General features: G+C 39.1%; 14 protein-coding genes. 4 read left to right on the top strand and 10 right to left on the bottom strand.

Translation table 11 applies throughout. The features are described from left to right. Positions 1–77: 77 nt before the first annotated feature. From M23134_RS00360 to M23134_RS00345, 3 genes are all read right to left on the bottom strand, one after another. Positions 78–1,421, bottom strand: a complete 1,344-nt coding sequence (locus M23134_RS00360; RefSeq protein WP_082226491.1) for a S41 family peptidase — start codon at positions 1,419–1,421, stop codon at positions 78–80. A gap of 234 nt (positions 1,422–1,655) precedes the next feature. Continuing rightward, entirely contained in the window at positions 1,656–2,603 is a 948-nt protein-coding gene (locus tag M23134_RS00350; protein ID WP_082226490.1) for a helix-turn-helix domain-containing protein, read from the bottom strand. 392 nt (positions 2,604–2,995) lie between these two features. Beyond that, positions 2,996–3,568, bottom strand: coding sequence for a hypothetical protein (locus tag M23134_RS00345; protein WP_157558276.1), 573 nt, complete (start codon positions 3,566–3,568; stop codon positions 2,996–2,998). A 462-nt stretch (positions 3,569–4,030) separates the two neighbouring features. Here M23134_RS00345 and M23134_RS00340 point away from each other — a divergent pair, with 462 nt between their 5' ends. The 3 genes from M23134_RS00340 to M23134_RS42400 all read left to right on the top strand — a co-directional run bounded on the left by M23134_RS00340 (position 4,031) and on the right by M23134_RS42400 (position 7,691). Next, entirely contained in the window at positions 4,031–4,549 is a 519-nt protein-coding gene (locus tag M23134_RS00340) for a papain-like cysteine protease family protein (protein ID WP_045112731.1), read from the top strand. Between the two features lie 809 nt (positions 4,550–5,358). After that, the gene (locus tag M23134_RS37280; protein WP_002692635.1) at positions 5,359–6,000 is read left to right on the top strand and encodes a DnaJ domain-containing protein; all 642 of its coding nucleotides are present in this window, start codon (positions 5,359–5,361) and stop codon (positions 5,998–6,000) included. 119 nt (positions 6,001–6,119) lie between these two features. Further along, a complete protein-coding gene (locus tag M23134_RS42400; RefSeq protein ID WP_002692633.1) occupies positions 6,120–7,691 on the top strand; it encodes a S8 family peptidase in 1,572 nt (523 codons plus the stop codon). Between the two features lie 86 nt (positions 7,692–7,777). Here M23134_RS42400 and M23134_RS00325 read toward each other — a convergent pair whose 3' ends face one another. Continuing rightward, the gene (locus tag M23134_RS00325) at positions 7,778–9,892 is read right to left on the bottom strand and encodes a protein-arginine deiminase type IV (RefSeq protein WP_002692630.1); all 2,115 of its coding nucleotides are present in this window, start codon (positions 9,890–9,892) and stop codon (positions 7,778–7,780) included. A gap of 161 nt (positions 9,893–10,053) precedes the next feature. Continuing rightward, positions 10,054–10,413, bottom strand: a complete 360-nt coding sequence (locus tag M23134_RS00320; protein ID WP_002692628.1) for a hypothetical protein — start codon at positions 10,411–10,413, stop codon at positions 10,054–10,056. Between the two features lie 477 nt (positions 10,414–10,890). Between M23134_RS00320 and M23134_RS00315 the strand changes: the two genes are divergently transcribed. Further along, on the top strand, positions 10,891–13,602 hold the full coding sequence (locus tag M23134_RS00315) for a CHAT domain-containing protein (RefSeq protein ID WP_002692621.1): 2,712 nt from the start codon (positions 10,891–10,893) through the stop codon (positions 13,600–13,602). Positions 13,603–13,623: 21 nt separating this feature from the next. On the opposite strand, the gene M23134_RS00310 is transcribed toward M23134_RS00315, so the two are convergent. The 5 genes from M23134_RS00310 to M23134_RS00290 all read right to left on the bottom strand — a co-directional run bounded on the left by M23134_RS00310 (position 13,624) and on the right by M23134_RS00290 (position 18,914). Then, positions 13,624–14,736, bottom strand: coding sequence for a hybrid sensor histidine kinase/response regulator (locus tag M23134_RS00310; RefSeq protein ID WP_002692618.1), 1,113 nt, complete (start codon positions 14,734–14,736; stop codon positions 13,624–13,626). A 22-nt stretch (positions 14,737–14,758) separates the two neighbouring features. Then, positions 14,759–15,208 carry a response regulator gene (locus M23134_RS00305; RefSeq protein WP_002692616.1) on the bottom strand — a complete coding sequence of 150 codons (450 nt, stop codon included), beginning with the start codon at positions 15,206–15,208 and terminating at the stop codon, positions 14,759–14,761. Positions 15,209–15,219: 11 nt separating this feature from the next. Then, positions 15,220–17,517, bottom strand: a complete 2,298-nt coding sequence (locus M23134_RS37275) for a PAS domain S-box protein (RefSeq protein ID WP_053337213.1) — start codon at positions 17,515–17,517, stop codon at positions 15,220–15,222. 28 nt (positions 17,518–17,545) lie between these two features. Then, entirely contained in the window at positions 17,546–18,310 is a 765-nt protein-coding gene (locus M23134_RS00295) for a sensor histidine kinase (RefSeq protein WP_002692612.1), read from the bottom strand. 196 nt (positions 18,311–18,506) lie between these two features. After that, a complete protein-coding gene (locus M23134_RS00290; RefSeq protein WP_002692610.1) occupies positions 18,507–18,914 on the bottom strand; it encodes a DUF1987 domain-containing protein in 408 nt (135 codons plus the stop codon). Between the last annotated feature and the right edge of the window lie 246 nt (positions 18,915–19,160).

The raw sequence follows: 19,160 nt of genomic DNA, 5'->3' as shown, positions 1-19,160 counted from the left end.
CAGGCTATTATTCAATACAATAGCAATAATGCTCAAAAACACATCAATTTTAACCCTGCTTATTTACATGATCATGATCATTTGCTTACAATATTGCCTTTTTTAGACAAGTCACGATTCCCCTGTTCATACAAACCTTGCACGGCTATAGCATTGCCTTTTGCATCTTTTTTAAACGTTATTCTGAAGTAATCAATTCCCTCTACCGCAAACAGGGTTTGGGTAAGTGGGGTAAGCTTACGCATTTTCTTTGAAATGGAAGGGCGTTGGTAGTACAAGTTTCCTGCTTTAAAAATAATGCGGCGGTTGGTATAATCGCCTGCATACGCCTTTAGGGTTGCTTTGTCTAGTTTTACCGGATGGGCTTTAGCTTCTAAGCCTTGAATAGCCCAGTCTAAACTGGCGGTTTTAGGTTTTTTGGCTTTCACAGCTTTGATGAGCTCAAGGTGGGCTTTGTCTAAAGCCCGGCTTGCTGGAGTCTTGATATGCGGCACTACGCCTACTCCCTCCCAATTGGTTTTGGTAATAGGGTTAATGGCACGCCCAGTAGGTACAAACATTACAAACGTGTTTTCTACCGAAAAACCTCCTCCTGGATTGGCTCCTCCTCCGGTGGTTTCGCCTACTAAGGTAGCTCGTTGAAGGTTTTGCATATTATAGCTAAACTCTTCAGCTGCCGAAAAGGTGTTGCCACTAGTCAATATATACAAAGGCTTGTCAGGCATGCGTTGCCCTTTGATCTCTTTCAATGTCCAAAACTCTTGAGTACGGTTTACTTTTCGCCAGTAAAGACTATTGAGGTGTACTGGTTTTTCGCCAAAAAAATAGCTACAAATCAACTGAACCATTGCTGGGCTTCCTCCTCCATTTTGGCGCAAATCAATGATTATTCCCTCAGTATTTGCCAAAAAACCCATCGCACTTGCCACGGTAGCTTCAGCTTTATCTTTGCGAAAAAAACCAGTTAAATTAATATAGCCTACATTACCCGGCAATATTTCTACCTTCTTGAAACCATAGTTTTGACTTCGGTCTTTGGCTTCGGCTACTTTGATTGCCTCAGGGCTAGGCTTATGCTTCCCTTTGTTGCTACTCATTTGTTTGGCGCGTTTTGGATTAAACCTCACCCTTATGTGTTTGTCTTTGCTTATTTTCAGCAAATCGCGGGTAAGCAAACGCCCAAAATCACGTGGATCATTGGCTTTGTCATACGCCTTATTTTTTTGTTGTTTTTCCAGATAAGCCGCCATCTGGTCTGCCACTTTCGGAAAAACGTAATAATCCTTCATCAACTGACCAATGCTGGCTACTACTTTTTGTTTTTGCGATTTGCTTAATTTTTGGGTTTGCGCCTGACAAGCAAAGGAGGTAAACACCGCTAGTGCTACCAATGAAAGGTTTAAAATATATTTCTTCATCATTTAAAAGGTTATATGTGCCAATAGCCCAGAGCAACAACAAGGGCAAGCCCTTAGAAGCCAGAGTACTAGCCCCTGACGTTGCTTTGGAACTATTGATGTACTGTTATAATGCTCAAATATACCTTTTGTCTTGCTACCCAAGTTTTACAAAAATTGCTAATTGCCCACACAAAAAACCTTTGGCACAAAGCATAAGGGGCTTGAGTAAGCAGTCGTTTGGAGGCAAGCAGAAGTTTATGCCGACAACGGAGTAGCTTTTTGCTTTCGAAATTTACGTGGTGAAACGCCAAACTGGGTAGTAAACAAGCGGCTAAAAGAACTAAGGTTATCATAACCTACCTTCAGGCTTATTTGGCTTACAGGATAGTTGGTATGTACCAATAAACTTTGGGCATGTTGCAAGCGCACCTTGGTGAGCATTTGGTGGGGGGTAATGTTAAATATTTGCTTGAAGGTTCTTAAAAAATGAAAAGGTGCCAAACACGCCACCGAAGCAAGTTTGTCTATGCTTAGGGGTTCGTCGTAGCAAGACAACAAATAGTCTTTGGCACGGCTTACTCTACGGAAAGTTTCAAGCCGGGTAGAATAACGCACTGCCGACAATTGTTCGATGGTACTTTTTATCATGCGATGTTCTTTGAGCAACTCGTGCAACAACATATACAAGTACTCTTCCAATGCCATGCTGTTGGCATTGCCTTCCTTTAGGCAGTGTCTAATATGTTGAATCAATTGATAAATATGGGGGGTGATGTGATAGAGCTTTTCAAAAAAATTGATAAATAAAGGCGTATCTTTCTGATAACCGTCGTTGAGCAAGGCATCATCTGACCTAAGCCTCGACTTAAGGGTATTGGTGACAAATTCGGGAGAAAAAAAAATCGTGAATGTCTCTACGTTTTCATCCGAATTGATATAACTGGCATATTCCTGCCCTTCGTTAAGCAAAAGGTAGTGTTGAGGGCTTACTGCTACTCTATGGTTGTCAAACTCAAAATGTTCACGCCCTTGAAAAGTACTCTTAAACGAAAAATGACCTGGGTGTGGGGCAAATTCATCCTGGGTAGAATTTACCAAAAACAATACGTTTTCTTTGCCAATGGCATTTGCAAAACGCTGATTGCTTTGGGGTTTATTGAGGTTAACAAAATAATCAAAAACTTCCATCTTCTGGTTCTCCATGCAGTGTTGCACTTTTATCAAATACAGGCTATACGCAACACTTTTTGAAATAAAACGACTACACAAACACAACTTAACTAACTGAAAGTAAACGACAAATAAGGCACATTATGTTTGCGTTTGCTGTAAAACTGTTGAATAATTATAAGGGCTTGTTTAATGTTTTAGTTTTAATAGCAAAATCAAGGATTTCTCACATAAACGAGGCCTAGAAAACAGAATTTGGTCACGTTAAATGAGCATTTTCACAACGAAGTATATGCGCAAAAGAGCTATTTTGAATTATTTGAACAACTTTAAACAAGCTCTCACTCCTAATATACTAAAAAACGTGTTTCGAAGGTAAAATTTTACCCATCAAAAACACGCTTTTTAAGAAGTTTTAAGTTTTTTCAATTCCCTCCACCTTTTTTTACTGGTCCACTGGGGGTAGCATCTTTGGCTTCGAGCACAATGCCCGACATATCTATTACCGCCCTTAACTTGAGTTTATCATGGGTAATTTCTTCTATCTTAAAGATACGTTCTTTGCCACTGGGTGACACCATAATTACTTGCTTGCCCTCTTCGGCAAGTTTCCAGCGACCTTCTTCGCTGATGGTTTCTTTTTTGAGCTGTACATTCATACTCTGGCTACCATCCGCTTTGAATACAATAGATGATTTTTCCATGCGGGCTTTTTGCTGGTCATCCATTGCATTGATTTGTTTGCCTGGCGCAAGCACTGCTTTTACCTTCCATTCGTTTACAATCATTTTGGCTACTTGTGCCATACCAACCACCTCCACCAACGAATTGGCCACTGTTTCTTTTTGGGTGGTATCAGGAGTTTTGACAGGCAATGTATCTTTTTTGACGCTGTCTTTGACAACATTTTGCTGTTCGTTTTTTACAGACTTACCTCCACAGGCAAACATGGACAATACGATTGACAGAGAGACAAAAAACGTGTAATAACTATTCATCAGTTTATTTTATAATTTAGAACTTATTACACTGTAAAATAAATATCTTATGCTTTTTTCGGCTTCTTTTGCCCTCTGACTTCTCTTTACAAAAATCGCGTAGCTTTGGCTATGCTCTATTTGTAAAGATCGCCAGCAAACAAAATAAACTCGAACTAAATAACAACTTACTTAATTTACAGTGTACTTATTAGGGAAACCCCTTGCAAGCAAAGGGAATGTTTAGATATTTTTTGTGGGCTGGTCAAGTTTTCTTTATACGCTAAGGCAGCTGGTGGTAACAATCTATTTTGCAACTTATGCGTTGTATAACTGTTTTTACAAGAAACTATATTTGCTCTTTCGTTCAAATAACAATAAAATATGGCACAAAAAATCTACTACTGTTTATCATTTTTCATTTTCATACACATTACGGCAAATGCGCAAGAATTATATTATGAGGGAGTTTCATCCAAAAAAATGAATTATACTGCCTCTGTCCAAAACAATACTCAATGGTGTTGGGCTGCTTCTATACAGATGGTACTCAAGTATTATGGGGTATATGTCACACAAGAACAAATCGTCCAACGCTCGTTTGGAGTAAAGCGCAATGGTCAATTGCCTAACCTGACTGCCAGCCCAGAACTTATTACTGCTAACCTCAACAAATGGGGGGTAGATAATCGTGGGCAACGCTATAGGGTACAAGCTACCTGGGGACGCAACGCCCCTCACCCCGATATGTTGCTCAAAGAAATGCGGGCAAAGTATCCGGTAATTATTGGCTACGAAGGTGAAAACGGAGGGCACGCCGTAGTAATTACGGCAGTGGGTATATTAGATACTCAACAAGGGCCTGCTATTGAAGAAATTGTGGTGAGAGATCCTTGGCCGTCGCGACGCAACCGCCGACGTAAAGGCAGGGTAGTGTATCCGGGGGAAGACCTCGCCAACCGAATAGGTGACTACTGGTTTATTAGAGTACAGAAGTATTAACACAATAGTCCCGACAAGGTTCTAGGGACTAGGTGTAAGGTTCTAGGTGCACCCTGCTCCATAGGCAACTAACAAATTCATAGTACACTTATTTTCAGTGGCTTATGAATTTGTTAGTTAAAAGCTAGAGTACTAATGCACTGGCTTAAATAAATCGATAATGCATCACATAAGTAAATGCAACAAAAATTCTTTTGCAACATATTTGCATTTACATAAATATTGCGTATAATTGCAATGTGTAATATATACTTAAAGAATACTTCATAATTTTTTAAGATTTTAACAAAGAGGCTTCGGGTATTCCAAAGCCTTTTTTTTATTGGTGGCTTCAAGCCAATGGTTGCTACACTTTTCAGACGATGGCAAAATGACTGATTTTCTCTTTTGCCAACAATTCACTGCTCCCAACACTCCTGTCCTGATTGTCTTTCAAACCAAGTAACACAAAGCGTTCAAGGCAAAGCTCACCCAAAAAACTTTTCTACCACCACCGTCAAAGTTGACTTCTTTATTTTAAGTTGATAAGATTTTTGGGGTATATTTCAGTCGTTATGGTAGGGGATATTGCCATTTTGACGCATTTATTCTTTACTTTCCTTATTTCACGATTTTTGTGTATCTTGCTATAGTAAGCTACCTTGAAAAACAACAACCTGGTGGTTGTCATACCGTTAAAGAGCATACAATGATACTATCTTACAATGTCTATGTGAGTAAGTGACAGCTTTTGTTCGCTAAAGAATCCTTTTTGGCGACATAGGGCGAGTTCAACCATTATATTAACCAAACAAACTTAAGAGAAGAATATGATCACACAAATTTTGCTCGAATTATTTAAAGCCATTGCTGACAAAACTGATATTGCTTTGCAAAAAATGCTGGGAACTTTTGATGTTGATAAAAAACCCAACATTGATTTGGATGAGTTTATGGATGAACTTGAACTAGACGAAGAACAAAGAGTTAAATTCAGGTCGGTTTACCAGGACTATTACGCCAATCCTGACAAAGAGGAGTACGAGCCTTATAAATATAAATATGAACCTAAGTCAAACGATCCTTTCGATAAGTTTGAGGCATATTCTCGAAAATATGACGATTGGTTTAGCAAAGCTGAAAAAAAATACGACAAAGCTTACTCTGAATATCAAAAATACCGACAACAAGGGCAAAATTTTTATAATCAGCAAAAAAACGGGGGTGGCGGAAGTAGTGGAGGAGCCCGTGCCTCGGCATTTAGTGGCATAGATGAATCTAAGTATTACCAAACCCTCGAGCTTAAGCCAGGAGCCTCTTTTGAGGAGATCAAAAAGGCTTATAAAAAGGCGATGAAAAAATACCATCCTGATCGTTTTCAAGATGATAGTAAACGTAAATACGCCGAAGACCTCTCTCGTAAAATTAATGAGGCGTATGCTTATTTTAAGAAAAAACACGGGAAGAGCTAACCTTACTGATAGTGTTAAAATCGCCATAAGGCTAACTTCGCTTGCTGAAGTTGCGTATATTTAACCATTAAACCATAAGAGATAAAACTAAAGATTTCTCAACTTAACTTTAAAAACCTATGTTAGCATCATTGCATCCCATATTTTATATAGCCTTTTTGCTGTCTATAGTATGGTGGTTTTACAGCGTTTATAGAAAAAAAAGCCGCGCTGTACCCAACCTTACTTTCTGGAGTTCATCTATCATGTATGCGGTTAGCATGTACTTCAGCGACTTCTCTCTCTACCAAAAGCTATTAGGAATGATTGCACCCGAAGCTGGTGCAGCTATTTTAGTATTTCTGATTGCCAACAACCTTAAACACACCCGTGCCTTCTTTCTTACGGCAATGGGGATAGGCTTAGGAGGCTACCTCATTTATTCGGGCTTGGTACAAGAAGGAGTACTCTATGTAAAAAATAAATTTACAACAAGCGCCCCTGCTAACAAAAACAAGCACAATACTAAATTAGACAGTAACGCTGAGTTATTGTTTGATATAAAAAATGATGCTTTATTAGACAAAATAAAAAAGGCCTTAAAAGCCTATAACCTTAAGATTGAGAAAGCTTTCCCGAACCTAAAAAATGGCAAAGGTACCGAACTAGACGATTTTTACTCAGTAGATGTGCCCAATGATCAATTGGCAAACCTTGAGACAATTGTCAATAAATTAAATGCTACAGATGCAGTAGATGCCATAGAATATAACGAAGTATACAGCCTAAGTCCTCTGGAACTAAAACAAACAAGCACTGCCTCAAGCAAAGGAGACTACCTGGTAAATGATCCTGACATAGATAAACTGTGGGGTTTTGATAAGATGCAAGTGGCAGACTTATACAAATACATGCAAGAAAACAAAATTAAGCCTAAGAAAAAGGTAAAGATTTTTATTCTGGATACTGGAGTGGATGCTGAACACGAAGACCTTAAAGGCAAATACAAGTCGGTAAGTTCTAAGTATGACTATGACAAACAAAGCCACGGTACACACTGTGCAGGTATTGCTGCTTCGGTGTCTAACAACAAAATAGGCATTGCTTCTTTGACCCCTAACAATGACTTTGTAACTGTAACCAGTGTAAAGGTGTTGACTGACCAAGGTTGGGGAACTGATAAAATGATTGTAAACGGAATTATAGAGGCTGCCGACAATGGCGCTGATGTAATTTCAATGTCTTTGGGTGGTCCCTCGCGTGACAACAAACAAAGGGCTTACAAGCAGGCAGTACAATATGCCAATCGTGCGGGTGCCATTGTAGTAGTGGCAGCTGGTAATGAATCGCAGAATGCTACTAAAGTAACACCAGCAAATGTAGAAGGTGTAATTACTGTATCGGCGATTGCTCAAAATATGGATATGGCAAGCTTCTCTAACTGGGTAAGTGACCTTAAAATGGGAATTGCAGCTCCTGGTGTGGATATTTTATCTACTGTACCCGGTAATAAATACGCTTCTTATAGTGGCACTTCAATGGCTACACCTTATGTGGCTGGTTTACTAGGTTTGATGAGGTCTATTAATCCTAAAATAAAAACCAAGGAGGCATATCAAATCCTAAGAAGCACAGGAATAGATACTAAACAAACTGAAAAAACCGGTAAGTTTATTCAACCCCTGGCAGTGCTCAAAGCCATACAAAAATAGAAAAACTCTAAACCCTTATATAAATAGATAATAAAAGCCATCCTGAACACTCAGGATGGCTTTTTTAGTGATTGCCCAATATTAATTTATATATCGTGGGCATTGGGCGGCTTGTATTTCCACCATTTTTTATTGGCAAAATAAGCCCGTTCTACATTGGTGGCACAATGAATCCCCCCTCCCCGCTTAAAATACAAGTCGGTATCGTCTACAAAGTATACCTGATGTCCAATGGCTTCAAATTCTGTTTTTAACTGATCTTCGAACAAGTAATGAATGTTATTAGGATCAAGGTCAAGGGTAAGCCCACCTGCCGAAGTTTTAACTGGCCCATAAGACTTAGGAACAATGCTAAATGAAGCATTAGCCTCAGTGATTACAAGCTGGTTGACCATATTAGGCAATAAAGGCAACGCTCTACGATCACTCTTTCTTTCTTTAAACAGTACAGGTACGTCAATGATATCGTCTTCGGTTAGCCCTAATTCTTTTTTTAACAACTGTCGATTCCAATCTAAAAAAAGCTGAATGCGATGGTTTATTTCCCAATAGTCGTGCAGCCACTTCTTGAGTATGTCTCGCGAGTTTTGTTTTTCCTGCTCAAAGGGCAAGTAAAACACTCGGTGAGTATCTGAAAAATACACATAAGAAAGTACATCAATGGCTTTTTTAGAAGAGGCAATCAACATTTTAAAGTTTTTGTCTGAAGACGGGTTGTGTGCAGGAACAAAATTGATAATTTCGTCTACGTGTCCTACTGCCAGCCAATCGCTGAAAATCTCAATCGGACTTTGTACCTTTTGGGCATGCAAAAACCCCTTAAGCTGGTGGGCTATTTGTCGGGGCGAGTGTTTGAACCCTTGCTTGGGGCTGGCTCCCATAATAATTCTACCAAAAGGGTACCCCTCAACAGGAGGGCTTACTTCCAGGTTGCCAAACGAATCGAGGGTACTTTTTTTATTCCCCGCAATAGATACTTGCCCAAAGTCAGCTTTTAACAAATGTAGCTGAGGGTATTTGTTCAATCCTCGGTCACGCGGACCATCACACACTACAGGCATCACTTGTTTTACCCCCTGGCAATACCCTATCACAAATTCATCCTGAATCCAGCGGTCACCATCAAAGTTACTGGCATCAGACACCACCAATTTATCGCCCAATATACCTCTCAGTTTTTTTATAAACTGATCGCTATTGGCGGTTTCGCCTGCGGTTTCAGAGTCAATACGTATAATATGTACTTTTTTGACTTCCTGGGTGTTGGGCATCATCAGCCAGGGAGCTACTCGAACAATGAGGTGATCTTCGGCAATCACTTCTATAGGTACTTCTTTTACTTTGCTTCCTTTGAGCTTTAACTTAATGGTAATGATGCCATCAAAAAAACTATTGGGCAAATGATTGGCTCGCAAGTAAAAACATTGTGATTCCAAACCTATCTTTGCCGAAGTTTTATACACTTTATTTTGACTTTGGGCAGCCAACAAGTTAGGGGGTTTTTCTTTGTCTGACCCCAATATCAATTGATAGTCTTTGTTGTGTGGGGCATACAAACCAAAATAATGAGCATCTGAAAAGCTGGTTTCAAGGTAAAGTTGTAAGTCAATACCCGGAGGCAAGGTTGCAAAGGGTAAAACTACCTGCAACTGTACCAGTTCGGTGGTGCCTCCTTGTGGGTTTTCCGAAAAGTCGAAATCATCTTTGTCCTGGTCAAGGTCAGCCAAAATAATGCCTCCCCACTGCTGGTTACTTTGTGTCATTTCAGCGTCTTCACCGTTCGTTTTGCCCCAAATCCAGTGATACTTCCCTATAGAATGGTCTTTGGTATAAGGAGAGTCAAAGCATTGATTGTCGAGTTTTAGCTCAAGCCGGAATTGGTATACTTGAAAAACTATTTGGTATGTAGTGGGGTCATTGTGTAGGTGGTACTCAAACAAAATGGTGGCGTACTTTTTATCCGATTTGGGTACTATCCATAACTCAGGCTCAAGAGAAAACGCTTCTACCTTAAGCACCTCTTGAGCCTTTAAGGGTATCCATTCATCTTGTAACTTACACTCTATTTCAAAATATTTGAGAGAAGTCTTCAGGACGCATTGTTTAATTTTTTTTTGGGGGGGTACCAGTTTTATTCTTTTTCGCTGTTTTTTTTCAATTAACACTACTTGGGTGTGTTTTTTCACAAGTGTTTTATTCATTGAAGGTCATCGTTTACACGAAAGATTCTTTTGCCTGATGAATCTTTCTCAGGTGGATTGAAAATAAAAAGCCGGATGAAAGACCAAATAAATTGATGCCTTGCCTATAGGATGTCCTGTCTGGTTGGGATGTTTGATGTGCGAGGTGTACTCAGAAAAGTTTATGAATGTCGTTGCTCACGACAAATCAAAATTGCCGAAAAAGCCTCTATGCCTTCTTTATCGTCTTCAGAAAAACGCCAATTGGTTTCCAGTAAAGTTTCATTTGAACGAGCCTCTGCCGCAGTTTTTTCGGGCTGAATCGTCAATGTTCTATTTTTAACATCACAGCTTTCTACCAAAATCTCATCTTCGTTTACATCAAAATGTTTATGCAACAGGCACAAACCAAAACGATCGAGTTTTTGGTGTTTTTTTAGTACTTCACGCAGCTCCTCAAAACAAGCTACATCGTTGGGTTCTTGCCCCAAGGGTTTTACTTCATCTATATTTTGTAATGAATTAATTAAACTGTTTGACATAATTTTTATATGATTTTAAAGGTTAAAAAATAACTTTGCACTGTTTTTCAGTAATTTACCAAATAAACCCTTATCTTAAGTGAGTTTGCAAGCTTGCAAAAACATGAGATTAAGAACTTGTTTAAAATTAGCCGAAAAGGCAGAGCTTACCTTCGGCTCGGTTCACCTAATGGGCACTTTATGCGATTTTCACCCTTTTATGTCAAACCGAACTTTAGCTAGACTATTCATTCAAAATTAGTTTAGGTGCTAATTTTCAAAGGTGAAACAGAACTCGCTAAAGCTCGGTTTAACGCATCTGAGCAAAAAACTTATCGAAAATTACTCTAAATGCGAAAATTTAAACAAGCGCTAAATAATTTTAAAAAAGTTTCTACCCCAAAAATCATCAGCAATCGCTTTATAAAATACAGTATCATTTACTTTTTCTCCTGGGTGCTCCTGAGTTGTGTACAGGATAGCTCCCAAGAGCAGCCAATGGAACTTATCACACACCATACCCGGGCAAACGAACTTTATCAATCAAAGCAGTACACCCAAAGTCTGACAGCCTATCAACAAGCCATAAAAATTTATCAGACACAAAACCAATGGCAAAAAGTATGGCAGTGCAATAACCGTATCGTGCAATGTTATACACAAAATGCTGCTTTTACCCAAGCATTGGCATTGGCAAAAAAAAACCTGGAGTTGTGTTGTCAAAAACGCTACAGTTTACCTGACTTCGTCATCTGTAAAGCTGCTACTCAAAGACTGATTGCTCAAATTTTCAGCAAAACTTTTCACTATGACAAAGCCACCAAAGCGTTTGAGCAAGTACTAAAAACTTACCTACAACATACCGACCAATACTTTTCTGAAGCTGCTCAAGTATACAATGCCTTGGGCAACCTGCACTTAAAAAAACTGGCCTATAGTACTGCCTTTGAGTACCACCAAAAAGCATTGACCTTGCTTCAGCAACACTTGAATACGGCTAATAAAGCGACCCTGCAACCTATGATTGCCCAAACCTATAATAGTATAGGCATGACTTATGGCGAACAAGGAGATTTTGATACAGCCATTGGTTATTATCAAAAGTCGCTAAAGTTGAAAATAAGAACCTTTGGTAATAGTGAACATGCAGATTTGGCTGCTCCTTACAATAACATTGGCATCAACTACTACTTAAAGGGAGAGTATGAGACAGCTCAAAAGTATTTGCTCAAGGCAATTGAAATAAGGGAAAGAGTTATGGGAAAGGGGTTTCATACTGTAGCAGGGTTTTATAATAACCTGGCACACATATACTTAGACAAAAAAGAGTATCAGTTGAGTCTAAAATATTTTAATGCAGCACTTCATATCAGGCAAAAAAAACAAGGGCTCAAAAACCCTTTGGTGGCACAATCTTATATTTTTTTGGGCAATGTATACACTGCACTTAAGCAACCTGAACAAGCACTAAAATACTACCATAAATCTCTTTATATCAACAGTAAACAACGCCTAGTGCCTCTTGATCAACTCAAACTCGCACACTTTACCCACCATCGCTTTTTGTTTGAGGCACTAGGCAAATTGTCTACTCTTATGCATGGGCAGGCCTTGACTCAAGCAAAGCAGGTAGAGCTTATCAATACATTGGCTTTTATTAAAAACAATGTGGCATTGCTTGATGCTTATATTCGAACACTGTATAACAAAAAAGATAAAATTATTTTTAACAAGCAGCTGACCCTATTTTGCACACAGGCAATAGATATTTTGTATCAAATGGCAAAACTTGCCCCTGCACGCAGACAATTATACCAAAACGAAGCTTTTTACTTTGCCGAAAGAAACAAAGCCAGTGTGTTATCGGCATCGCTGGCCGAGGTTGACGCCCGTAGGTTTGCCAATATTCCAACCGACTTATTAAGTCAGGAACAAGTACTTAGGCAAAAGGTGCATTTTTATAATCGTAAGCTTTTGAAAAGTACAGGCAAACAACAACAAGCCTATTTAAACACTTCTTTTGAGACCAAGCGTAAGTATGAGCAGTTTGTCCAGCGCCTTGAAAAAGATTATCCCCAGTATTACCATTTAAAGTATAAACGAAGAGTGGCGAGTATCAAAGATGTACAACAAGTCATACAACCCCACGAGGCTTTGCTGCAATACATCACAGGACCTACCCGGTCTTATGTATTTGTAATTACCCAACAAGACGCTCACCTGATAGCAATCGCTCCCACAAAAAAGCTTTTACCTACTATTAAGGCGTACTATAGAAAACTACAGGGTGGTTACCCTATCGGAGAATTCTCTCAGGCAAGCAACCAGGCTTATCAAGTATTGATGGCTCCTTTGCAGCCTTACCTCAGCCAAAAGACCAGGCTGACTGTGATTCCAGACTGGCGCCTTGCTAAGTTGCCCTTGAGCGCCCTGATCACTCAACTGCCGAGGCAAACTGGTTTATTAACTTATTCGCAATTGCAGTACTTGATCAAAGACTATGAAATAAACTGCCACTATTCAGCGTCTATATGGGTCAAGCGACCTAAAACGTGTGCTGTAAAGTCATTGGATTTTGTTGCCTTTGCTCCTTTTAGCGAAGGGACAGGTAAGGTGCTCACCACACGTTTTATGAGCAATGCTTTACCCGCCAGCAAAATTGAAGTAAATACAGTACTAAATATGTTTAAGCAAGAGAAAATGTTTGCCCAAGCATACCTTTCGGAAGAAGCCAGCAAAAACTCTTTTCTGGCAAAGAGCTCTAAGGCACGCATAGTACACATTGCCAGCCACAGTATATACGACAGAACCAATGAAAAGCTTGCCCGCATTTACTTTTCCAAAAACAGGAAAAACGGTAAAGAAGAAGATAATTATTTGTTAACAGGAGACATTTATAACTTACGTCTTTGTGCCGATTTGGTAGTGCTCAGTAGTTGCGAATCGGGCTTGGGTAAGTCATACAAAGGCGAAGGAATGATGTCACTTACTCGAAGTTTTTTATATGCAGGCGCGCGCAATATTGTATTTTCGCTGTGGCGGGTCAATGATCGACACACCAAAAATCTGATGATTAGGTTTTACAAAGCAATTGTTCAACAAAAAATGGGGTTTGCCCAAGCTTTGCAACAAGCCAAGCAGGAAATTATAGCCCAACAAAAGCACTTACACCCCAAAGATTGGAGTGGTTTTGCTATTGTAGGTCACTAACTTCCCCCCTATTTTTAAAGTCTATGAATAATCAAAAGAAGCCAGTTTTTTAGTTTTGATACTGTTGTCAATAATGCAAGGAAAATTAATATACACTTCGGTGCCTATACCTACGCTACTCGATATGGCCACTTGTCCACCCAATTTCTCTACTGCGGTTTTCACTATATACAAACCCAGCCCATTCCCGGTAGACTGTTCATTTCCTCGATAAAACATTTGGAAAACCTTGGGTAAAACAGACATTGGTATACCCACGCCATTATCTTTAAGTACCAGCTCTATATGCGTTGCATTTTTGTCGTAACTCAACTCAATCACCAAGGTACGGGCAGGAGACCTATAATGTATGGCATTGGTTAAGATATGCTCAACCACTGTTTTTAACAAAAACTTATCTGTATAAATGGCCTCCTCTTGCTCAAGGTTCAAGCTCCACTCTAGCTCACCTACCCGATAATCTTTCCAAAGTTTTTTCTTGCACTGCTCAAATATTTCTGCAAGCGACACCGTTTCTGGCTGAGGCACAATCTCTCTGATGGCAAATATTTGCAAAAGCTGAGTAAGCGTGGCATCCATTTTTCTAACATTTCGTGCCAAATGGTCCAAGTAATCAAACTGTTGCAGGTTTGTTTGATCTGAATAAGCTATTTGAACCAAGCCTAACAAAGACGCAATGGGTCCTCTGAGGTCGTGATAACAACGGTAGATAAAAGTCATAAAATCGCTTTCCAGGTTTTTATGCTGTTGCCTGTTTCTAGCTTCTTTTGCTTCTCGCTGTACTACCGGAATAAGCTTTGCCAGATTATCCTTCATCAGGTAATCGGCAGCTCCTTCTTTCATTGCCAAAATAGCCTCTTCTACTTTGATAGTGCCTGATACAATAATAAAAGGTATATCGGCATTTATTTGTTTGGTTATTTTTAAAGCATCTAAAGCATTCAGTTGAGGTAGTGAATTGTCACTGATCACAATATCCCAGGTTTTTGTGTACAGTTCATGTTTTAACTCTTCAATGTTTTCGACACAAATACCATACTTCCACAAACCATGCTTTTTTAGGTTTCTTTGCAACAATACGTAATCATCTTCTACGTCTTCTATCACTAGTATATTTAAAGGATTATGTTTCATTTTTATACGCTTATAAGGTGGTTTATATATCAGGAGCTCCTCCTTCTACAACAGGATATGGTTTGTTTAATGCCAACCAGTAAATGGCCAAATACCTGATCAACTCCATAAACTGAGTTAAATCCATTGGTTTTTGAACATAACTGTGCGCGCCTAACCGATAGCACGAAGCAATGTCTTCTTCATTGTCAGACGTAGTAAGCACTATGATAGGGCAATTTATTGGTTGCTCATACCGCTGCAATGCTTCCAGTACATCGAGCCCCCCCATGATTGGCAAGTTTAAATCAAGCAAAGTAAGCATAGGCGAAAGCTTTTGCTTTCCGTTTTTGCCCAACAGGTAATCTAAGCCTTCTTTTCCGTTGCATGCTACTACCACCTTGCTTTTGATATGGTGCTTTCTTAATGCCCTTTTGGTTAATAAGACATCGTCTTCGTTATCTTCGATAAGTAATATCTCTCCTGTTGCCATGGTTGATAAGTTTATGCTTGTGCTTGTGTATCCAATGTAAAATAAAATGTTGCTCCACTGTTGGGGCTGCTTTCTGCCCATATCTTTCCTCTATGTTTCATGATGATTCTTTTCACGGTGGCCAAACCTATCCCCATTCCTTCAAACTCTTGGGTAGAGTGCAGCCTCTGAAAAGCCCCAAACAACTTATTTACATAGCTCATGTCAAAGCCTACACCTTGGTCTGCCACATAATAAACCTTGTTGTGTGCTATTTCGCCAAACTCTATCACCGGACGGTGTGCCTTCGAGCTATATTTCATAGCATTGTCGAGTAAGTTTTCCAAAACAATTTTAACCAGTCCCAAATCTGCCTTTGCCTTTACACTAGGGGCTATCTTATAACAATAACTTTGTTGGGGGAAGGCTTCCTGAAGATTCAGCGTAATACTCTCCACCAACTCTGACATATTCACTTCTTCACGAACAACCCCTCGCCTACCTATTCGGGATAAGTACAACAAGCTATCAATCAACTCACTCATGCGCTTGCTTGCCTTCATAATACGGCGCAGAAAATCTTTGCCTACATCATCTAGTTCCTCTTCATAGTCTTCTTCCAAAGCTTGGGCAAAGCCTAAAATACTCCGCAAAGGTGTGCGCAAATCGTGCGATACCGAATAGTTAAAAGCTTCCAACTCTTCGTTTACCGAAAGTAACTCTTGAGTACGCTGCACAACTTTTTCGTCTAAAAACTTATTGAGTTCCAGCAGCTCTTGTTCTTTGTGCTTTCTTTGGGTAATATCCTGTACCTGTGCAATAAAAAACGGTTTTAAATCATCCTTTACTAAAGATACTACCACATGTACCCAAATAGTACTACCGTCTTTATGGCAATAACGCTTGTCAAACTCATATTTGCGTCGCCTGCCATGCTTCATTTCCTGAAACTGCTTTAACTCTTTAGCTACATCATCTGAATGAGTAATGGCAGTCAAATCAAGGCTTAACAACTCTTTTCTCGAGTAACCCAGCATTTGGCAAAAACAACGATTTACCCTAAGAAATTTACCCTGCATATTCACCAATGCCATTCCAATAGCTGCTTGATTAAAAGCTGCCCTAAACTTTGCTTCACTTTGCCCAAGTTGAATTTCTATTTGTTTTCTAAAGGTAATATCCTCAGTAAACATGACCACCCCTCCCACTTGCCCACTCTTTGTATACCAGGGGTGTATCTCATAACACAACCACTGGGTTTGACCGCTTTTCCTTAAAAACGAATCTTCATTCACTTTTATCACTTCACCATTCAGGCAACGCTGATGAATTGCCAACCATTCGGGCATTTGCAAAATTTCGGGAAATATTTCATAGTGGCTCTTCCCGATGATTGAGTCATCTGGCAATTGATAATCTTTATACCAACGATCACTTGCCTGAAGATAGCGTAGCTTTTTATCAAACATGGCAGTTGCTACAGGAGCATGCTTGACAAATATTTCTAATTGTGTTTTGACATTGTGTTTTTCTTGTTCAAGCGCCAATTGCCCAGTAATGTCTACGCAAGTACCCATCATATTGACTGGGTTGTCTTCTGTATCATATATAGCAGCGCCTTTGGCTACGATGGTTTTTATATTTCCCTGCTGATCTGCCACTCTATAGCTCATATCATATTTAGTTTTATTTTCTAAAGCTATCTGAAGCACATCTACCACCTTCTCTTGGTCATCGGGGTGTAAACGGTCAGTAAAACCACTCAAACTATTTTGAAAACAATCTTCTGGCCAGTCAAAAATTTGATGCATACGCTGATTCCATTGCAACTCGTTATCACCAAGGCTCCAGTCCCAAATTCCCACTTCGCCAGCATCCAGGGCAAGCTTAAGTTTTCCTTGTGTATACCTGAGTTCTTCTTCAGTGGTTCGTTGTTTGTCAATGTCTTGAAAAAGCCCTTGCAAAGCCGTCACCCTTCCATTTTCTATGACAGGTATTCCAATCGCCCTTACCCATTTTACTACACCTTTGGCAGTAATTAATTGAAGCTCAAGGTCGTAAGGCTCTTTTTCATGAATAGCCAGCTCTACTGATTTTTCAATAATTGGGCGTGATTTAGGATGGTAAAAATTGATGCTATCGTCAAGCAAGATAGGAGTATTCAGAGGTACCTGATGAATACGGTACGTTTCTTCTGACCAAAAAACCTCCCAGGTATTGAGGTTTACCTCCCACACACCAATTTTGGCGATTGTCTGAAGCTTGTCAAACAAGTGTTCCAAACGACGTTGGGTCGATAGGTCGCTAATATTGAAAGATAAAGACTCCATAAGTTTGTGAATATAAATGAGCTAAAAATTAAGTTTGGGGCTGCAAAAATACACAAAATGTACTACCAACCTCTGGGGCTGTTTCTACTTCTATTTTCCCTCCTCTTAGCTCCAGAAACTCTTTGACAAGGTACAGTCCCAACCCGTGGCCTTCCTGACTTGTATCCAGCTGGGTACATTTATCAAGCATAGAGGGGCTATCACTTTTCAAATGCATTCCTTGTCCATTATCTTTTACCTTTAGGCATACATATTTACCTTCAAAACTGCTGGACACATTGATTTGCGGGGGGCGATTTGGGTGGCGGTATTTGATGGCATTATGGATCAGGTTATATAGTATGCTCTGAAGTTCGAGGGGTTGATAAAATATGGAAGGAGCTTTTGCAAAATCAGCTTGTATACTCACCTTATAATAGGAGATAATGCCCTTTAACAACGTCAAGATATCTGCCATGACCTTTTCTAGCTCAATAGCAGTAGTCAGGCTATTGCCTCCACTGCTTTTGTTAACGGCAAGATTATGCCTCACCAGTACTTCCATTTGACTAATGGATCTTTTGAGGTGCTGAACTACCTCATCTGTATTGTCAAGATTGCACATAGAGAGCAATACTTGCTGATTGCGTAAAGGACCTTTTAAATCATGCGCCAACTGGTAATGCTGATTTTGTAAAAAATTATTTTGATCCTTTAGTTTGGTATTTTCTTCCCTAAGTTCTGCATTGAGTAGTTTTACTTTTTCGTACGCTGATACAATGCTTAAAGAGTCGCTTGTTGAAGTAGGTATCATAACTTTACTGATTAAAACTTGAAAAATATTTTAATATCAAATTATTTAAAGTAGCATCAGTTTTTCATCAAAAAAGGCAAATATTTAGTACTTGATTATCGTCAAATACTTGAAAGGCATGAATAGATTTCGATTGAAGTGTTAGAAATACAATGTTTCTATATGTGAGGTAGCAGGCCAGGCAAAGCAGGGTCACTTAACTGTTTAATCCAAAAGAATGTACTCCTCTTGGGTATTCGAATAACACGAATGGTAATTGAATAAACTGATCTTGATAAAACTCTCCACTCTCTTCAAGTTCGTCATCGTCATAATACCATATTACTTGTTTCAGTAATCCTTTATTGGCATGAAGTCGCTCTAAGGTTTGAAGTATTTCAAGGAATGCAAAACGAGTGCGGGTGTTAAAGTAAGTCATACGAAAAATGAATGTAACATCATTTTGTACTTCTTCAACATACTGTTGTAGCCAATCAAGTACTCTTCTGTAAAATTCTTCGTGATGCTCGTGGTATGATTCACCAGATATTTCGAGTGTATGATTTGTTGCATTGAAAGATACAAAAGGAGTATCTTTTTGAGGGTAAATAATCAGATTTTGCATAATTTAAGTAGAGTGTATAAATACACTCAGTCTGGTTGTTCGGAAAAACTTTATTTTTTGTAGATATGTAACATAATCGCGATAACTGTAATATTTAACCGTTTTTCGCACACAATGTTTTTATATTACTTAGTTTAAATACCTTTTTCATATTGCAAAAGTTTCTTTTTATGCTAAGTTTCTTTTGTTTTTCCTCATATTTATTAGACAATCAAGAACTATTACATATGTTATAATTAATTATTT

The organism is Microscilla marina ATCC 23134 (assembly GCF_000169175.1).
GTDB classification, from domain to species: domain Bacteria; phylum Bacteroidota; class Bacteroidia; order Cytophagales; family Microscillaceae; genus Microscilla; species Microscilla marina.
This window is presented reverse-complemented; position numbering and strand designations above follow the sequence as displayed.